The organism is Cupriavidus sp. C1SS-2L, from assembly GCF_057073735.1.
Genome location: NZ_CP172710.1, coordinates 1 through 16,316 on the forward strand (window position 1 = coordinate 1; position 16,316 = coordinate 16,316).

Below are 16,316 nucleotides of genomic sequence, written 5' to 3' on the forward strand. Positions count from 1 at the left end.
CTAGGTGATCGAGACGTTTTCACACACCCTCGGTCTGAGACAGCCGCACCTTGGCGGTGGGTAGCCAGGCAAAGACGGCCAGGAGCCGACCTTCAGGATTCATGGTCGAGCGGCGGCTTGGGACTGCGTCAGGGACGTTCGCCGTTGAAAGCTGAGAGTTATCGGCCTCACTAATCGGCCGCTCAGCCCATCGAACAAGCATCCGTCGTGTCCGTGCTATTGCAGAGAGTAGTGCAAGCCGGCGTGGCGTCTCAATCCGCCGAAACCCGCAGCTCATGCTCACCAGCGCGTACAGCGTGGGTCCCGGACGAACGCCCTTCCCGCCTCAGCATGGCCAGCAACCAGTCCAGGTCTGATTCCGGTGCATAGCCTAAACGGAACTGCTTGCGCATGAGAGCCACCAGCCTGAGTTGGACCGGGCCGCCACCAGTGGGATCGAGCGTCACGAAATACATCAGCGCGAGGTCGGGACGATAGGTTTCGTAGCCGCTGATTCCTTCGTAATCGTTGATGAAATCCCCACAGCCGTAGAGGATCGGCTTGCCTCCATGCAGCTCGATGGCCATCGGGTGGTGCGACGAATGGCCATGCACGACGTCCACGCTGGCTTGGTCGATCAGGGCTCGCGCGAAACGGCGCCGCTCCGCATCCACCTCGTAGCCCCAGTTCGGCCCCCAGTGGATCGACATGACGACCACATCACCGCTGCGGCGCTCCACGCTGATCCGGTCGCGAAGGCGCTCGACGCTCGCCGCGGAGCAGTCGTGCAACAGCGCAACGCCTGACCGGTTGCCGGTGGCTTCCCAGTTGGACGGTGTGCCGGCACTCGTCATGGCGAAGGCAAAAACCAGAATGCGTCCACCATGGGGAACTGGGAGCACGGCCGGTAGTGCAGCCTCTCGCGAATCGCACCCTGCCCCGGCAACGGCGATCCCGGCCGCCCGCAGTGATGCCAGTGTTTGTGCCAGTCCCGCCCGCCCCCAGTCCAGCACGTGATTGTTCGCCAGCACCGCACAATCCACGCCTGCCGCGCCGAGACAGATGACATTTGCGGGATGCATTCGGTAGTGAACAGCCTTGCCAGGCCAGGCGTCATCGCTGCTGGTAACCGCGGTTTCCAGATTGACAATGCCTACGTCTGGCTGGTGACGCTCCAGTTCGGACAGTGCCTCCCCCCAGATATATCCGGGCGGTACCGGCCGTGCAATCGCCCCACTACGGCGTTCGGCGAGCTCGACGTAGTCGAGGGCCGAGCGGACGAACGACTCATGCAGCCCTGGCTGGCCGGGCGACGGCAGAATCTGGTCGATGCCGCGCCCGGTCATCACATCACCGCAAAGGAACAACCGAATCGTGCTCATTTTTGGCTCCGTCCGGGCATCTCTTGCCCCAGTTCTCAGGCACAGGATATCCCTCGGTAGCCATGCCGGACTACAGTCCCGTCGCGCCCCAGCAAATTGAACTCAGGGGGATAGCGGCCGGCGTAACTGCTGAACGTTGCGCAGGTTGCCGTTGCAGGTATCGTGTGATGCACACCGTTAATCTACAGTTTCCTTGGCCGGGCTGGAGGTGGTGGACCGAGGCAATGGTCTCGCTTACACCGGATCCGTGCAAAGTGATGGAAGTGTTTTGCTTAGGGGGCATACCGGCGAGCCAAACAAATGGATCTCGAATCCAGCCCAAGGGACATTCACGAAGTCGGTCAGCTACTTTGAGCTTCGCCACGAATACATGGTTATGACCCGCGACCAGTTGGCCATGATCTACCCTTATGAAGACCGCTCACGCCGGGCTGCCAGAGGTGGATTTCATCCCGACAGCCTCGTCCGCTACGGCGTCATCATCGGCGCCGAACCGGCCAGCCACAACGGCGGCGCAAAACCAGACCTTATCGGCCACGCAGACCGGCAACAGGCTGACGACGGGCTTCCCGACGGTGCCGCGCGGTGCAGCTATCCATGGGAAGATCGCAAGCACCAAGGACGCGACGCCGGTGCTGTACGTGTTCGATGCGAAGGCCGGTGAGTAGCTCGATATCACGGCGACAGCGCCGAAGTTCAACCCGGGTTTGGCGACCTATAGGGGCGACGATCAGCAGCGTGTTGAGGCCAAGGCTGGTCAGAGTCCGCGGACCACGACGCTGAACATCAAGCAGACCGTCACCTCCCTAGTTGTCGTGTATAGCGCGGATACAGGCAAAGGTGGCGATTTCACGCTGCAGGTCAATATGCCCTTCCCCGTGTCTGATCCGTCGCTGAAGCGCCCGATCGCTCAGAAGTAAGCCCGCCCACGCAGCAATCACAGTTGCCGCCCCCAACAAAGTACCCGCTTGCGGGGAACGACGAGCGGGTGCGTTGAGTCCCCCACGCCCCTCGACAGCACTAGGTGGACGCCTCTACGCACGGCCGATTGCATCCCAAACGCAATGGCAAGCCGGTGGCAGTCTTCAGCCATCTCCTGCCCTACGCCCACCGGTCCAGAAGGAACGCTCGGTTGTGCTCCGCGTCGGGCCCCACCCGGCCATCAACGGACTTTAAGCCGCAGTCTCATACGGACATTCAAACGCCCCTCCGCTACCTGAATGCCTTTCTTCACCCACAACTGCCTCGACCATCTTGGAAGCAAGGATTGCTTACAAGATGGGCATGCGCTCGCGTCGACTGCGGGCGCGCGGGCCGCCGAGGGAAACCATGCCTGGCCCGGTCCGCAAGCGCCAGTTGGCCAGGCGGTCTGAGCGAGCGGGCTAAATCCACTGTCGTATTCCGCCTGCCGGCAACGTAGTGATCCAACTATGCACCGGTCGACAGGATTATCTTACCCACGCTTTGGTTCGACTCCATGCGCCGGTGCGCTTCGGCGGCCTGAGCCAGCGGGTACACGCTGTCCACCACCGGCACCAGTCCGCTCTCGGTAAAGCCCGGCAGCCAGCGCTGCGCGAAGCGCGCGACCATCTGCCGCTTGACCTCCGGCGTACGCGATTTCATCACCGTGCCGATGATCTGCAGATGGCCGTAAAGCAGCCGCTCCAGTGGCAGATTGGCACCTTCTGCGCCGCCAAGCAGGCCGACCTGCACCAGCCGGCCGCCATTGGCCAGCGACAGGACGTTTCGTTCCAGGTAGGAACCGCCGATGAAATCAACGATCACATCCACGCCTTTGCCACCGGTTTCGCGCTTTACCACCTCGCCGAAATCCTCGGCCTTGTAGTCGATCAGCACGTCCGCGCCGAAGCCGCGAACGCGCGGCAGCTTGCCGCTATTGGCCGTGGCGAAGACCCGCGCGCCCGCCGCACGCGCTAATTGCACAGCGGCCGAGCCCACGCCGCTCGCGCCCGCGTGGATCAGAACCTTGTCGCCAGCCTGCAGACGACCAAGGTGCAGCAGCGCCTCGTGCGCCGTGACAAACACCTCTGGAATCGCGGCGGCGTGCACGTAGTCAAGCCCGTCGGGGATGCGCATGGCCTGCCGGTAGTCGATGCGCGCCACCTCGGCATAGGCGCCGCCGCCCACGATGCCCATTACGCGGTCGCCAGTCGCAAAGCCGGCCACCGCTGCGCCGGCAGCGATCACCTCGCCGGCGATCTCCAGGCCCATCACCGTGGAATCGCCAAAGCTTGCGCGCCCATAGCCGCCGCGGCGGTGGATGATGTCGGCGCGGTTCACGCCGGCGGCGTGGGTGCGCACCAGCAGATCCTGCGGGCGCATTTCTGGCACGGGCAGATCACGCAGTTGCAGAACGTCGGCCTCGCCGAAGTCCTCGAAGTCGATGGCTTTCATGGGAATGTCCTTTGGATGGGCCGGAGACTGATGGGGAGTTCGGCGATACGCGGCCCGGTTTCTGTGCCATGGCCTAAATGTAGGTCGGCGCCGTGATGCAGTCATGCTGATATATTCGCGTTCAGCAATGCATTTTTGCATCACCTTATTTGCCTCCTCCCAAGGATCGATCCGACATGAACTGGAACGACACACGGGTATTCCTCGCCGTGCAGCGCGAGCGCACTCTGCGCCGCGCTGCCAAGGTAGTCAACATGGACCAGGCCACCGTGGGCCGGCGTATCGCCGCACTAGAGCACGCGCTGGGCGCCACGCTGTTCCTGCGCACCTCCGATGGATATGTGCTGACCAGCGCGGGCGAGAACGCGCTCAGGTCCGCCGAGAAGATGGAGCAGTCGGCCCACGAACTGGCTCGGCAGGCGCAGGGCATCGATACCCGTCTGGAAGGCGAGGTGCGCGTGACCACCACCGACACGCTGGCGCTGGCGTTCCTGATCCCGGCCATCGAGCGGTTGCACGCCGAGCACCCGGACGTGCGGGTGCTGCTCAACACGTCCACCCAGATGATGAACCTGGCCCGGCGCGAGGCGGATATCGCGGTGCGCACGATCAAGCCCGACAACCCCGACCTGGCGGCCCGACTGCTGGCCCGCTGGACAGTGGGACTGTACGCATCGAGGACATACCTGAAGCGGCACGGCGAACCGGCCGTCGGCACCGGCTTCGCCGGGCACGACCTCGTCATCTACCAGCCCCACACCAGCGGCAGCCGCCTTCCAACGCTGGTGGGTGAGCCGACCCACACAGGCCGGCTCGTGTCGGCGGTCAACTCTAGCCTGATGCTGCGCGCCACGATCCGGGCCGGCATTGCCATCGGCGAAGTGCCGGTGCACCTGGCCGAGCGCGACGGACTGGTGCGGATCTGGCCCAAACGCGAGCGTGCACAGCCCTACGAGGTATGGCTGGTCACACATCAGGATCTGCGCCACACCGCCAGGGTGCGGGCGATGATCGACGCCATTGTGGCGGAATTCGAGGGCAGCCGCTGAGCACTTGGGGGCGGGGTATTGGCAGCCACAAAAATACCAAGTTGCCAGGAATTTCTGAAGAACACATCCTAGGCCTTGGACGGCCGAGCCGACCGAATGAGCGGTCGTCCGCAGGACGGGTGCCTCTGGACTGAAGAGTGCCCGCGATCAAATAACCTGGCGATCTCATGAATCGTATCTCCCTTGCGCCAGCGATCCCACATGAGTGCCTTCTGCGTCTCGGAATAATAGATCCTCGGCCTCTGCTTCATTTGCAACACCTCCACTGCTCACACAGATTCTAGATGTTGCATCGACCGGTTGATGCCGCAGTAGATCGGTAACCGATCTTAATCCGGCCCTCAAAGGGCTCGGGACGTCATGTTTTGATGGCCGATACGTAACGGGCGACGTTACGCCCCAATACCTGGAGAAGCTAGGTGAGCTGCGGCGATGCTAGCTCTCTCATCAAATGGAAGAACCCGTTCCCACTACTACGACTGCCCTCTCCGCGTCGGCATACAGGGTATTGCGATAGCGCAGCGAACGCCGAGCCACTTCGACGCGGTGGTTTGAAAGCGTGGTGAACTTGCGAATCAACGGGTAGTGCGAAGCGGCGTCTGCCATTCTCAGAAGGTCGCGCGCGCTAGATACTTTGTGTGGCGACAGTCCCGTCGGATCCTGAAAGCGGGTGTGATGCATGCCAAGCGCGCTGGCCTTCTCGTTCATTTTCGCGACGAACGCTGACTTCCCGCCGGCAATAGAGCGCGACAATGCAGAGGCCGATCGATTCTCCGATGCCATCAAGGCCAGCGGAGCATCTCACCGCGTGCGAGTGTGGCACCGACCGGAAGGCGGGATGGCGAATGCTTGATCAGGTCGACGTCGGCTGCTCGATGGTCAGAGGTTCGTCCAGCGCCAGATGCTGGTCGGGGTCATCGTGCTTTCGGTGCAGATTGATACGCTGAGAAGCGAAATCTCCAATGCCGCCAACGACTTACGGCATAGGAAAAACCGCCCTGGGGATCTTCGCAAGTCATTGATATAGCGGAACATTGCCCCGTTAACCGTATCAATTTTCACGGAAAGGCCGATTACCCCAAAGCCGACGAGATGTGCAAGCGTCTGGGACCTGAAACGAATCCCTAAGCGAGGGACCTCTTGTCCCGAGACATACAATGGTTAAAGGTGCCCCTGTAAAAGTGGCGCATCGGGCGTATCGAATTTTAAAAAAGCAAATAATACGTTCTGTTTGACTTAGACTGGGCTATTATTGTTTGCATCATGCCCAGAAAAGCCAGCGCTGTTTCAACCCTGCCAGGCCCGGTTAGCCGGTCGCTGATTCAGCTCGGCCAAAATCTGCGACTTGCGCGCAAGCGGCGCAAAGAGACCATGGCAGCGTTCGCCGAGCGGATGCAGGTCTCCGTCCCGACACTACGGAAGATGGAGCAAGGCGACCCGACAGTGTCGATCGCGGTCTATGCAATGGCCCTATGGCTGGTCGGCCGTCTCAAATGGCTTCCGGAGGTGGCGAATCCTGCCGCGGATGAGGTCGCGCTCGACCTTGAGATCACCCGTATTCAACGGCCTGCGGCCACCAAATCGTCGCAGTCCCAGTGGAAAAAATCATGACCGGCCACCTGTACGTCTGGCTCTACCAGCCTCACAGCCATGAACCTGTGCTCTGCGGGCGCCTGGAGCTGATCGGTGGTAGGCAGTGCCTGTTCTCTTATGCGCCGGACTATCTGCGACGTAAAGACGCTATCGCCCTCTCGCCCGACTTGCCCCTCCGGAATGGCCAGTATGCAGCGCCGTCCGGCTTGGAGCTGCATCCGGTCTTCGAAGATGCAGGACCGGACCGCTGGGGCCGGCGCGTTATCGATCGGGCTTTCAATCCGCGTCGGCGCGCATCGATCGACTACCTGGCCTTGGCTGGCGAGGATCGGATTGGCGCGCTTGGGTTCGCCTCGACGGCGGATTCCTACGAGGTCAACCATCCTCCCGTATTTCACCGCGGTGACTTGCCAGGCCTGATCGAAGCTGCGCGCGCCGTCGAACTGCAGTTGCCTATCGATGATCGTCTTCGCCAGTTGCTGCGCCCGGGCGGCACCGCCGGCGGCGCCCGTCCGAAGGCGATTATTGATGATGACGGCAGCTCGTGGATCGCCAAGTTCGCCGCCGAAGGCGATGAGGTGGACTTCTGCGCGATTGAGCATGCCTCACTCGTGCTGGCGCAGGCCTGCGGCATCGACGCGCCCGAGTCTCGGCTTGTCCAGTTGGGCCGCCAGAACACGTTGTTGGTCAAGCGCTTTGACCGGGAGCCGGGCGGCGGCGGCCGCATTCACTTCGCGAGCGCGCGCACGTTGCTGCTTGCCGAAGGGATCCCGGAGGAACAAATGTCCTACGCGGACATCGCGGAGGTAGCGCGCCGCTACTCACCTGAGCCGCTTGAGGACTGTCTCCAGATGTTCCGGCGCATGGTCTTGAACATCCTGATCGAGAACACCGACGACCACGCCAAGAATCACGCCTTCCTGCATCACGGCGGGGAAAACTGGCGGCTATCGCCGGTCTATGACGTCCAGCCGCAGCTGCAGGGGATTCCGTATCAGCAACTGATCGTCGGCGACCACGGAACGGATCCGACGCTCGCAAACGCCCTCTCGCAAGCCAGCCGCTTCATGCTCACGCCTGCCGAGGCACACGCCGAAGTCGAGAAGATTGTGGAGACCGTGTCGGGCTGGCGCGAGGTCTTTTTCGAGTCCGGCGTTTGCGAACGAGACATCCGAGAGCTTGAGCGCTTCATAGTGCGTGATTCGGAGTTACCGCCGTTGCCGACCCGACGGCGCACCGAACGTGGAAGGTAGGCGCGATTACGTCGCTACCGAAAGATCGGTAAGTCGAGCGCAATCTTAGATCGTCGCGACGGGTGGCATGCACGCGAAGCGGTCGGCGAGCTGTGCGAATTCCGCATCGCACTTAGAGGCGCCCACGACCTCTGAGACGCCAATGCCCACACCGAGGGCTGCCAACACTGCGAAATGCAGCGTGGAAGCCTTTTCCGCAGGCGTTCCGGGCTCGCGGCGGTATTGCCAGGCGCCATTCTCGCGCGAGACATGGTGCTCGAGTGAACGCGCGGTGACGTGGGCGGAATCGTCGGATAGTCGCTGGTAGCCGAGATACTGAGCCGACAGTGAGCCGCGAAGTGCCGGCTTCTTCGGGCTGATCAGTTCGGCCGACTTGTCGATGGCGTTGATCGCTCGGCGCAGTCCTGCGTGATCTCCGCCGCTTCCGGGCATGTGTTTGACGATAAATTCCGCTTGATTCCGGCGGCTGCGCTCGGAATCCACCTTCAGACGTTGGACATAGTCGGTCGGATTGTCGACCAGCGCGGCGGCCGCAAAGGAGTTCTCGATCAGGCTCCGTGTCAAAGAGCGCCCTTCTATCACCATGCCCTGCTGGGTGAGCTGGAAGACTGCCTTCATGGTGCCGCAGGTTCGGAGCAACAGGCGCACAGCGACGGCCTGCGGCGACCAATTGAGGGTCCCGGGGACCTCCGTGCGGGCGACATAGATCTTGGCTGCGGAGGCGAGCGCGTCATGCGTGTCGCTGGCCAGCACCAGCCAACTGTCGAGGTCATCCAACGACGTCTCTGCGTCTATTGCTTGCACCATCGGTGATGTCTCCAGTCTTAATGTACGTGGCAGCCGCCTCTATGCGGTGTCCGTCCCGTGGCGGTTGGTTTACAAAATGTCGACATCTTGCCAATTGGGGAGACATCGCCCAGCCAGCATTTTCCGGATCAGAGCCGCACACTTGGCGGTCGCTTCAGCGAGTAACTCCTCCGTTGTAAGCTTTTCGTTGCCCACATCGTGGGGTCCCGTTGGCACTGATGCACCGTGAACAAGCTTGGACCTGATGGTGTAGATCTTCTTGATCAGGGCGAAATTACGCTTTCTCAGCGTTGCATCACCCCCAAGGTATCGGACGGCTCTCACGGTGACCTTGTGCGTCATCTCGGACGTCGAAGACTCGTCGCCACACAGTGCCTCCAGCGCAATCGATAACTCGACGGCCGCATCTCCGGCATTGTGACGCGTCATGGATTGCAGCAATCTTGATAGCGCAGTGCGGATCGTCTTCCGCGCCTTTCCGTTGATGTCCAACGAAAGAAAGTCTCCGACCACCTGCTGCGCGAGGCCGGCATCGAATATCCTCCGCACGTCAGGAAAGCGTCGAGGCAGGATTTCATGAAACCTTGTGAGACGATGGCCTCCGCCTGCCGCCAATTCGAGGTCCGGGTCGTCGAATGTGAACCATTTTGCGACTGGGATCACGGCCTGGGGCCCTACCGCGGCCAATGCCAATGTCGCGTCTTGGAAAAGATCCTCTACGCGCTGGAACTCCCTTGCGGTCGCTTTGTGTTGCTCGTCGGCTCCCGCCCCAGAATGGATAACTCCCTCGATTCGACGCGGCAGGACCAGTGCGGCTTTGATCTCCTGCCACGCCAGCGTCGACGAGATTAATCCGTTCCCCCCAGCGACTTGCTCATGTTGGAGCCATTGCAACTGGCGGCTTTGGGGAAGGCGGTCAAGTGGCACAAGCCTGAGTTTCGAGCAAAGGTCAATTGGAGCGTCGATGGATATGCCCCAGACTGGGCAAATCGTAAGACCAGTTGCCGAATTGGTGTGGAGCACCCGCAGGGCCCAATCGATTGCATCTGAGGCAGATCCCCGTCGCGCCGCTTCCACAAGCAAAGTCCTGCCAAGTCGAAACGTGAAATTGACCGAACCATTGTCGGTCCGAATGAACCGGTCACCGGGTGGAAAGCGACGGTCCTCTCGCACTCGTGCATCGAGCCCTTCGGCTAGGCGATGGAGTGCCAAAGCGGCGTGGGCACTCGCGATAACGTCTGTGGAATCAAGCGCCTCCAAAAGAGAGTTGTGAACTTGTGGTGCCCCGGCGTACCTCAGTTGAGCAGCTGCCACGGTCAGAGCACTAGTCAAGGCGTCCCCGCTCGCTGGCGTGGACGGGGTAGCAAGATTGTCGACGTTCATTTTCTTCATTGCCTCCAAAATTTTTTCATCGCCGCCATTCGTCGAGCCTGCTCGGTGGTGACGTAACGCGTGGTGGTGTCGAGCGATGCGTGGCCGGCGTTTTGCTGCACGATCTCAAGCGGAGCCCCGGCCGCCAGCGCGTGCGAGATATGGGTGTGGCGCAGCCAGTGGGTGCTGGCGGCTGCCAGCCGCTCGGCCCCGCGCGCGTCGGTCGGCTCGAGCGCTAACGCGCAGCCAGTGAAGAAGGCCTTGATCTGGCGGTACAGGGTGTTGGCGGCCACGGCAGCGCTGGTGTCGACTTCGACCGGGTTGCGGCCAGCGCCAAATGGCGAGCGTTCGGTCTGGTCAATGGCCAGACCCAGCAGCGCGACACCCGGCACCCGTTCGGGACCCCGCGCGTAGCCGCGGGTCACCAGGTAATCGCCGAGGGCGCTGATCGCGTTATCGGGCACTGGCACACGCCGTAGCTTGTTGCCCTTCCCCGTCACCGTCAGCCACCAGCCCTCCTCCCGTTCGCTCGTTCCCGGGCTGGGCAGACTCACCCACTCCAGGTCGTCGGTCTTCAAAGAGACCACTTCGGACAGGCGCAGGCCCGTGACGTAAAGCAGCGGCAGCGCGAACTGCAGGCGCTGGTTGGCCGAGGACGCGGGCAGCGTGGCCAGGCGGCCGGCGACATAGCTCCACTGCTCCTCGGTCAGGCTGCGCCCGACGTCCAACTTCGGCTTGGCGCTCCGGGGCACGTGAATGCCCTGCCAAGGGTTCCCGGACAGGTAGTTCTTGTCGTTCAGGAACCGGTAGAGGTTGGCGAGCACGCCGATCGCGTAGGTCTGCGCCGTGGCGCCGAGAGGTCCCTCGAATGGTCGCCACAACGGGCTCCAGCGCTCCCGGGTCCGCGGCGCGCACCAGTCGGCCGGCGGCGCCGCGAGGAAATCCCGGTAGGCGATGCAATCGTCGGTATCCATCGACGACAGGGGTTTGCGGCGGACCTGAATCGCCCACAGCAGGAACCGCTCCGCCTCTTTGCGGTAAGCGCGCTGGGTATTGGAGAGGTAGTTGAGCCAGTCCAGCGGTCCCGGCACAGTCGAGACATCCCGGCGTTGCCCGCGCATCTTGGCCACCGTCTCGGGGGCGAGCCCGGGTTTGGCACGCAACCAGGACAGGATCGCCTCAAAGTCGGTGTGTGCGCGGATCAGGCAGCGTGCCTGCGGCAGCCGGTAGGCGCCGGCGCTGCCGTTCAGTTCGGCGGGCACCACCAGCTTGTCCAGCGGCACCAGCCCGACGGTGCTGTGCGGCACGACGCGCGCGAGCTCGTGCGCGTAGCGCTGGCGCCGCGGGACGGCCACGTGAGCGCCGATCGTGCGCCCCAGTGTCTCGGCATGGGTCCGCAGGAAGGTTTCGATCGCCCGCGCCTTACCGGCGCCGATGGCCGCAATGCTGCGCGACCACCCTGCTCCCAGGCCGTTGATGCGGTCAGGCAGGTCCCCGAGCGTGTCGACACCGGCGGCCTCCAGACGGGTGGCCAGCGGATCGGCCAACCACGCCCGGCAGGTGTCCTCGATCAGCACTGGCTGCGCGTACTTCGCCTCGAGCCAATCGATGGCTTCGAGCTGGCGCCGCATCAGCGAAGCGCGCTTTTTCTCGCGCTCGAGTGCCTTGCCAAACTTCTCCTCGTAGGCGGCAAGCTGCTCGCTCTCGCTAAAGCCGTCAAGCCCAGCCTCGGCGGCGAACTTCTCCAGCGACGGCAGGCCCAATCCGGGGCGGCCGATCTGCCGAAAATCCTGGCGTACCAAGGTGGTCATGCCATGGCGTTGGGCGCGGCCGGCGGCGGCTGACATTTCCGCCTTCAGCCAGGCGGTGACGCGGCGCACCTTGGGGTGCCCGGCAAAGCGGGCAGCGGCCCGCGCCTCGGGGCCCAGGTTCTCGCCGGCGCCCTCCTCCCCCTTGACGGTCGCCGCGGCTAACGCGGCCTCGGATTCGATCTCACCTTCGTCCATCAGGTAGCGCTCCCACATCGGGCGCGCGTGCAGGCCCTGGATGATGGCGCGCAGGAAGCCGAAATGGCCGCGGTGCAGTTGCCGTCGGGTGACGGAGCGCCGCCGGCGGCGCTTGGGGACGGGCAAGTCGTCGGCGACCGGTGCCGTAGGCTGGCTGGTGTCACGCATTGAATCGATCCTTCCGGCCATGAAGCTCGTGGAACTTGCTGCGATGGCGTTCGAGGAAGGCGAGGCGCTCGTGGGTCAGGTGGAGGGCGCCGTCGGCGCGCAAGCGCATCGTTTTCGGATTCAGTCCGAGTTTTCTCTGTTCGTCGGGAGGAATGGGGCCCACCAGCAGTTGCCCGTCCGAGTCAAAGCTGATCAGCCATTTATCAAACAGGCAATCGAGCGTCGCCAGCAGGAGCAGCCCGTTGTGTGGGTCCAGGCGCGTCTTGTTGTCGCTGCCCCGCCATGGAACGATATGGCTTGCGCGGAGTGCTTCGCGTTGGCTGACGCCGGTCACCGCGCATGACGCTCCCCAATGTTCTTCCAGTTCGCGCCGATAGTGGCCCTGCCCCAAACGCGCGTCGACCAGTCGCTTACGGGTCGTCTCGCTGACCTTGCTTTTCTCGATTGACTGCAGATCGTCGAGGATGGCGCGGGCCCGGCCGCCGTCAGAGTCCGGTGCGTCGCCCTTGGGGAGGATCTGAACCCCACGCAGGCGTTCAAGATGCGCGTTGGTCCGGCTGGTGGTGCCACCCTTCGTCCAGTGTTCGTGCCAACCGAATCCCAGACAATGCCAGACGAGCTGGCACATCGCCTTGACCGGATACGGGCCATTGCCTTCCACCCAGAGATCCACCGACCGTCCCCTATGAGCGGCGCGATACTCGGGCGCGCGCTCGATGCACGCCGCGGCCTGCCGCAACGCCGCCACGGTGATCAGCTCGTATGAAGGTTTTGGCGCGCCGGCAGCCCGCGGCACGGGGGTAATACCGTGCGGCAGGACATCAAAGCGCAGTTCGCGGATCCGGTCATGTTCGGGCTGATTGCCTCGCAAAGGGCCATGCGATTTGCGCATTTCGCCGCCGGACAGTTTCATCGCCGCGCGGTAGAGCGACCAAAACGGGTACGGCTTCCCATCGACCCAGACGTCGTAGGTGTCTGGCTTGAGCGCTGGCGGGCGCGCGGCGCACGCCAAGGCCGCCGCCACGACGTGGTCGCGCGTCAATGCCCGCCGCGCCCTCGCGTGTGGCAGAGGTTGCGCGCGCGCCCCGCGAACCCCACCCGCTGCTTCTGTCGACTGTTCATGGCCCTGGCACGATTGACCGCGGGCTGGGCGCTTGCCCTTCGCCAGCACCGGAAAGCCCAGTTTCTCCAGCTGCGTGCGCCAGATGCCGCCGCTGGCGTAGCCCTGACGCTCAGGCAGAGCGCCGCGGGTCGCGAGGGCGAGGATGACCTTGGGTGGAAAGGCCTGGGGGCCGTGGCCGTCGCCCAGGTCGATCCAGACATCTTGGCGCAGCGACGGCCCAAGCCCCTCGGGCGGGGTGCGATCGGCTTGAAGGAATTGCCGGGCGGCACGTCGAACGGCGGGGGCGCTTAGCTTTGCCGCGCGCGCCGCGACGGCCGAGAGGTTGGGTGGCTTGCGGGTGGTCATGGACGATGGCGCGTCACCCGCCAGCCCAATGCCGGCGCGGCCTTTGCTCGATTCGTCACATTACAGGGTGGCCGTGCGCCAAACGTTTATGTGATGTTTAAGTCATTTCAACTGTACATGATAAGTACGGTTATCATGCACCGTGAAAATGCGTTTTCTGGCCAAACCACGTCGCCGCGTTGTCACGTAACAACCGGCTTGGCTGTCACGTCTCACAGTTCGTGGGTTTTGTCCCAAAGTTCGTGGGCTGGATTCTCAAAGTTGATGGGTACATCGGGTCATCCTTCACCACAGCCAATGCCGCGGGAATGTCCGCTCACCCGCAATGACTCTCATCGTGGTGATCGATAATGTCGCAATCGCCTCACCGGTACGATCGATCTGCACTATAAAATGAGCGTTATGGTCGATTCGCACTGTTTATAGGGCATGACTACTGCGACGCCTTAATCGTTTGAGTCCGAAGAAGCCCTGCGAGCGATTGGCGCCGGCATCGGGACAGCCTGGCTACGCCGCGGCAAGTTGACCGCTCTGGCAGCTCAACGGACACGGGGTATGCGCAAAACCTGGGGCCGCGTTAAGGAGCTTCCGTCGACGGTGGTCGTCACCGAGGCGCCTGTTTTTCCCCCAAACGCAAATAGCCCACGGACGCGCAAGATGCCTAGAAGCAACGTATTTTTCTGCGGAGACCCGCATGGCGAGTTCGGCCCGCTGATCGAAAGTGTCCAGCGGTATCGTCCGGAAGCCGTGGTGCTCGTCGGCGACATCCAAGCCAAGCGTCCGCTGGATGAGGAGCTCGCCAGTATTCTGCAATTGACGGAAGTGTGGTGGATTCCCGGCAATCATGATACCGATAGTGATACCGACTACGACAATCTATTCGGCTCAGGCTTGGCTGACCGCAATCTCGATGGCCGTGTCGTCACGATCGCAGGCGTCCGGATCGCGGGGCTGGGGGGCATTTTTCGTGGTCAGGTATGGATGCCACCCGAAGCACCGCGCATCGTGAGCGAGTCCGACTATCTTGCCCAATGCGGAAAAGGGAATTACTGGCGGGATGGTTTGCCGCGGCGTCATCGCAGCACCATCTTCCCGCAGACGTACCACGCGCTGTGGAATCAGCGAGCGGACGTCTTGGTGAGCCATGAGGCTCCAGCGTGTCACCCGCATGGTTTCGATGCGATTGACTCGCTGATTGACGTCATGGGCGTGACCCGCGCATTCCATGGTCATCATCACGAGTCGGTTATTTACCCTGGCAGTGGTTCGTGTCGCATCGTCGGTCTAGGCGCATGCGCAGTTTCCACGCTCGCGGGCGAATGGGTGACCGGGGTCTCGGCTTGACGGGCGGCACCCAAGCCGATAGCCGACCGACAGAGCGGACAAACGGAAGGCCCCGCGTTTCAAAACTGTCCCGTTCGAGAAAAGGTCCGCTATGCAATCTTGTCGGTGACAATGCGCCGATCATTCTTCGCCCCCCGTAGTCCCCAAGTAGCATGGACCAACGAATCCCTCAGTCAATGGCATTTTGAGAGGCATGACAGCTACCAAGCCGGTTAGGGTGTCCAATACGGCAACGTAGATGCACCCGCATTGTCAATGACCATGGCCACACTTTGTGCAGCTCGAGTAACGGCCACGTAAAAGCTCGCTGCTGGTACTGGCTCCAAGCTTGATCCCTTACGCACGAAGTCGGTAATACCTGCCGTCGGCACGATAAGCACACGCTCAAATGTTGAGCCCTTCGCGACCTTGAAGTTCATGAAATCCAGATTGAACTCCTTGCCTGAGCCAGCCATGCTTCGTAGGCACTGTGGCGCGAATCGTTCTACATAGTCCCTCACGTGCTTCTTCGTTAGAAGGAATACGCCGTCGTGATCCGTCATCGCATCGTTGCGAGAGACGGTCGAAGGGAACGCCCAGCTCGCGTCGAAAATCGTGTCGGAGATGCAGCAATTTTCGGATGGCATCGCCATGTCTCGACACTCTCCCTAATGGTCAGCCTTCCCAGTTGTTCTCGCTCACGGAGCCACTTGACTGCTTCTGCATAGGCATACTGTTTGTTCTTAGTGCTGCGCGGGTTCGTTGCCAAGACCGATTGACGGATATCTCCAACCATCCGGATGTGAATAGACGAGTGCAGCAGCGCGTCTACAATCTCCCAATCATGAGCGCTCAGGTCTTGCACTTCGTCTATTAGTATCTCGTCGTACAAACTCTCCAGGCGTTTCAGCAAAGCGCCTTCGCTTGCGCCTACGAGTTCGCTCGAAAGCCGCCCCAGTTCACATGCATACGCTGCGCCATGAACATCGAGAAATCGCGACAAGCCTGTCGCGTGCCTGTGCGGTCGCCCTTCAAAGCTGAATCCTAGAACCCGCTTGCCAGGAAACTTGAACGGGAGAAAAGGCAAAATGCTGTAACAGGAAGGTGAACCATCCCATCACCTCGATGCCCAGGTGATCGCCGGCTCGCTGACCCAGTCGGCGTCGCAGTTCTTCCTGATTCGCCTGGGTAAAGGTCTGCACGAGCGCGCGACGCTCTGAAGAAAGCCCCGCGCAATGATCGACGATGCCTTGAGTCTTGCGCGAGCCGGCAACAGCCAGGGTGAGCAGGTTAGCCATGGATGAACGTGGCGGCGGCGCGCATGTAGTCGGGAGGCGTAAGCGTGGTCGCAGCGCTCGCAATCCGGAACGCGGTTTCAGTCCTCTCCCGATTCATCCATTTGTGGAGATCCGCGGCCGCCGTGAGGCCGAGCAAGCTGCGCAGAGTCGACTCGCCATTGTGGTGGACGAGTTGCGGCTCCAGGGTGCGGCCATGCGCCACTT

Annotated in this window: 15 protein-coding genes and 1 pseudogene; 5 read left to right on the plus strand and 11 right to left on the minus strand. The window is 62.3% G+C overall.

Translation table 11 applies throughout. From position 1 onward, the window contains the following. Positions 1–251: 251 nt before the first annotated feature. Positions 252–1,361 carry a CapA family protein gene (locus ACIGJG_RS30690; protein ID WP_235679886.1) on the minus strand — a complete coding sequence of 370 codons (1,110 nt, stop codon included), beginning with the start codon at positions 1,359–1,361 and terminating at the stop codon, positions 252–254. Positions 1,362–1,771: 410 nt separating this feature from the next. On the opposite strand from ACIGJG_RS30690, the gene ACIGJG_RS30695 reads away from it, so the two are divergent. After that, positions 1,772–2,029, plus strand: a complete 258-nt coding sequence (locus tag ACIGJG_RS30695; RefSeq protein WP_011295901.1) for a hypothetical protein — start codon at positions 1,772–1,774, stop codon at positions 2,027–2,029. A 760-nt stretch (positions 2,030–2,789) separates the two neighbouring features. Here the strand turns inward: ACIGJG_RS30695 and ACIGJG_RS30700 are convergent. After that, positions 2,790–3,776 carry an NAD(P)H-quinone oxidoreductase gene (locus ACIGJG_RS30700; protein ID WP_011295902.1) on the minus strand — a complete coding sequence of 329 codons (987 nt, stop codon included), beginning with the start codon at positions 3,774–3,776 and terminating at the stop codon, positions 2,790–2,792. Between the two features lie 176 nt (positions 3,777–3,952). On the opposite strand from ACIGJG_RS30700, the gene ACIGJG_RS30705 reads away from it, so the two are divergent. Then, positions 3,953–4,825: a LysR family transcriptional regulator gene (locus ACIGJG_RS30705; protein WP_011295903.1), complete on the plus strand. Its 873-nt coding sequence runs from the start codon at positions 3,953–3,955 to the stop codon at positions 4,823–4,825. Between the two features lie 122 nt (positions 4,826–4,947). Here ACIGJG_RS30705 and ACIGJG_RS30710 read toward each other — a convergent pair. Then, positions 4,948–5,076, minus strand: a pseudogene (locus ACIGJG_RS30710) (IS30 family transposase); the annotation flags it as partial. Between the two features lie 196 nt (positions 5,077–5,272). Then, complete coding sequence (locus ACIGJG_RS30715; RefSeq protein WP_258234696.1) at positions 5,273–5,608, minus strand: serine hydrolase family protein; 336 nt, start codon at positions 5,606–5,608, stop codon at positions 5,273–5,275. A gap of 480 nt (positions 5,609–6,088) precedes the next feature. On the opposite strand from ACIGJG_RS30715, the gene ACIGJG_RS30720 reads away from it, so the two are divergent. Further along, positions 6,089–6,436 (plus strand): helix-turn-helix domain-containing protein, encoded by a 348-nt coding sequence (locus tag ACIGJG_RS30720; protein ID WP_049796611.1) that lies wholly within the window; start codon positions 6,089–6,091, stop codon positions 6,434–6,436. After that, positions 6,433–7,671, plus strand: a complete 1,239-nt coding sequence (locus ACIGJG_RS30725) for a type II toxin-antitoxin system HipA family toxin (RefSeq protein WP_483674199.1) — start codon at positions 6,433–6,435, stop codon at positions 7,669–7,671. Before ACIGJG_RS30720 ends, ACIGJG_RS30725 begins: the two co-directional genes overlap by 4 nt. 45 nt (positions 7,672–7,716) lie before the next feature. Here ACIGJG_RS30725 and ACIGJG_RS30730 read toward each other — a convergent pair whose 3' ends face one another. The 4 genes from ACIGJG_RS30730 to ACIGJG_RS30745 all read right to left on the minus strand — a co-directional run bounded on the left by ACIGJG_RS30730 (position 7,717) and on the right by ACIGJG_RS30745 (position 13,491). Next, positions 7,717–8,448: a DUF5677 domain-containing protein gene (locus tag ACIGJG_RS30730; RefSeq protein WP_483674200.1), complete on the minus strand. Its 732-nt coding sequence runs from the start codon at positions 8,446–8,448 to the stop codon at positions 7,717–7,719. Positions 8,449–8,547: 99 nt separating this feature from the next. After that, entirely contained in the window at positions 8,548–9,870 is a 1,323-nt protein-coding gene (locus tag ACIGJG_RS30735) for a hypothetical protein (RefSeq protein WP_483674201.1), read from the minus strand. Then, positions 9,867–12,023, minus strand: coding sequence for a phage integrase family protein (locus ACIGJG_RS30740; protein WP_483674203.1), 2,157 nt, complete (start codon positions 12,021–12,023; stop codon positions 9,867–9,869). Before ACIGJG_RS30740 ends, ACIGJG_RS30735 begins: the two co-directional genes overlap by 4 nt. Continuing rightward, entirely contained in the window at positions 12,016–13,491 is a 1,476-nt protein-coding gene (locus tag ACIGJG_RS30745; RefSeq protein WP_483674204.1) for an HNH endonuclease, read from the minus strand. Before ACIGJG_RS30745 ends, ACIGJG_RS30740 begins: the two co-directional genes overlap by 8 nt. A gap of 657 nt (positions 13,492–14,148) precedes the next feature. Between ACIGJG_RS30745 and ACIGJG_RS30750 the strand changes: the two genes are divergently transcribed. Then, positions 14,149–14,835 carry a metallophosphoesterase family protein gene (locus tag ACIGJG_RS30750; RefSeq protein ID WP_011295911.1) on the plus strand — a complete coding sequence of 229 codons (687 nt, stop codon included), beginning with the start codon at positions 14,149–14,151 and terminating at the stop codon, positions 14,833–14,835. Positions 14,836–15,047: 212 nt separating this feature from the next. Here ACIGJG_RS30750 and ACIGJG_RS30755 read toward each other — a convergent pair whose 3' ends face one another. The 3 genes from ACIGJG_RS30755 to ACIGJG_RS30765 all read right to left on the minus strand — a co-directional run bounded on the left by ACIGJG_RS30755 (position 15,048) and on the right by ACIGJG_RS30765 (position 16,112). Beyond that, a complete protein-coding gene (locus tag ACIGJG_RS30755; protein ID WP_483674375.1) occupies positions 15,048–15,467 on the minus strand; it encodes a hypothetical protein in 420 nt (139 codons plus the stop codon). Further along, positions 15,374–15,679 (minus strand): hypothetical protein, encoded by a 306-nt coding sequence (locus ACIGJG_RS30760; protein WP_483674351.1) that lies wholly within the window; start codon positions 15,677–15,679, stop codon positions 15,374–15,376. The genes ACIGJG_RS30755 and ACIGJG_RS30760 overlap by 94 nt, the downstream gene beginning before the upstream one ends. A 166-nt stretch (positions 15,680–15,845) precedes the next feature. Further along, on the minus strand, positions 15,846–16,112 hold the full coding sequence (locus ACIGJG_RS30765; RefSeq protein WP_483674206.1) for a DEAD/DEAH box helicase family protein: 267 nt from the start codon (positions 16,110–16,112) through the stop codon (positions 15,846–15,848). Positions 16,113–16,316 lie beyond the last annotated feature (204 nt).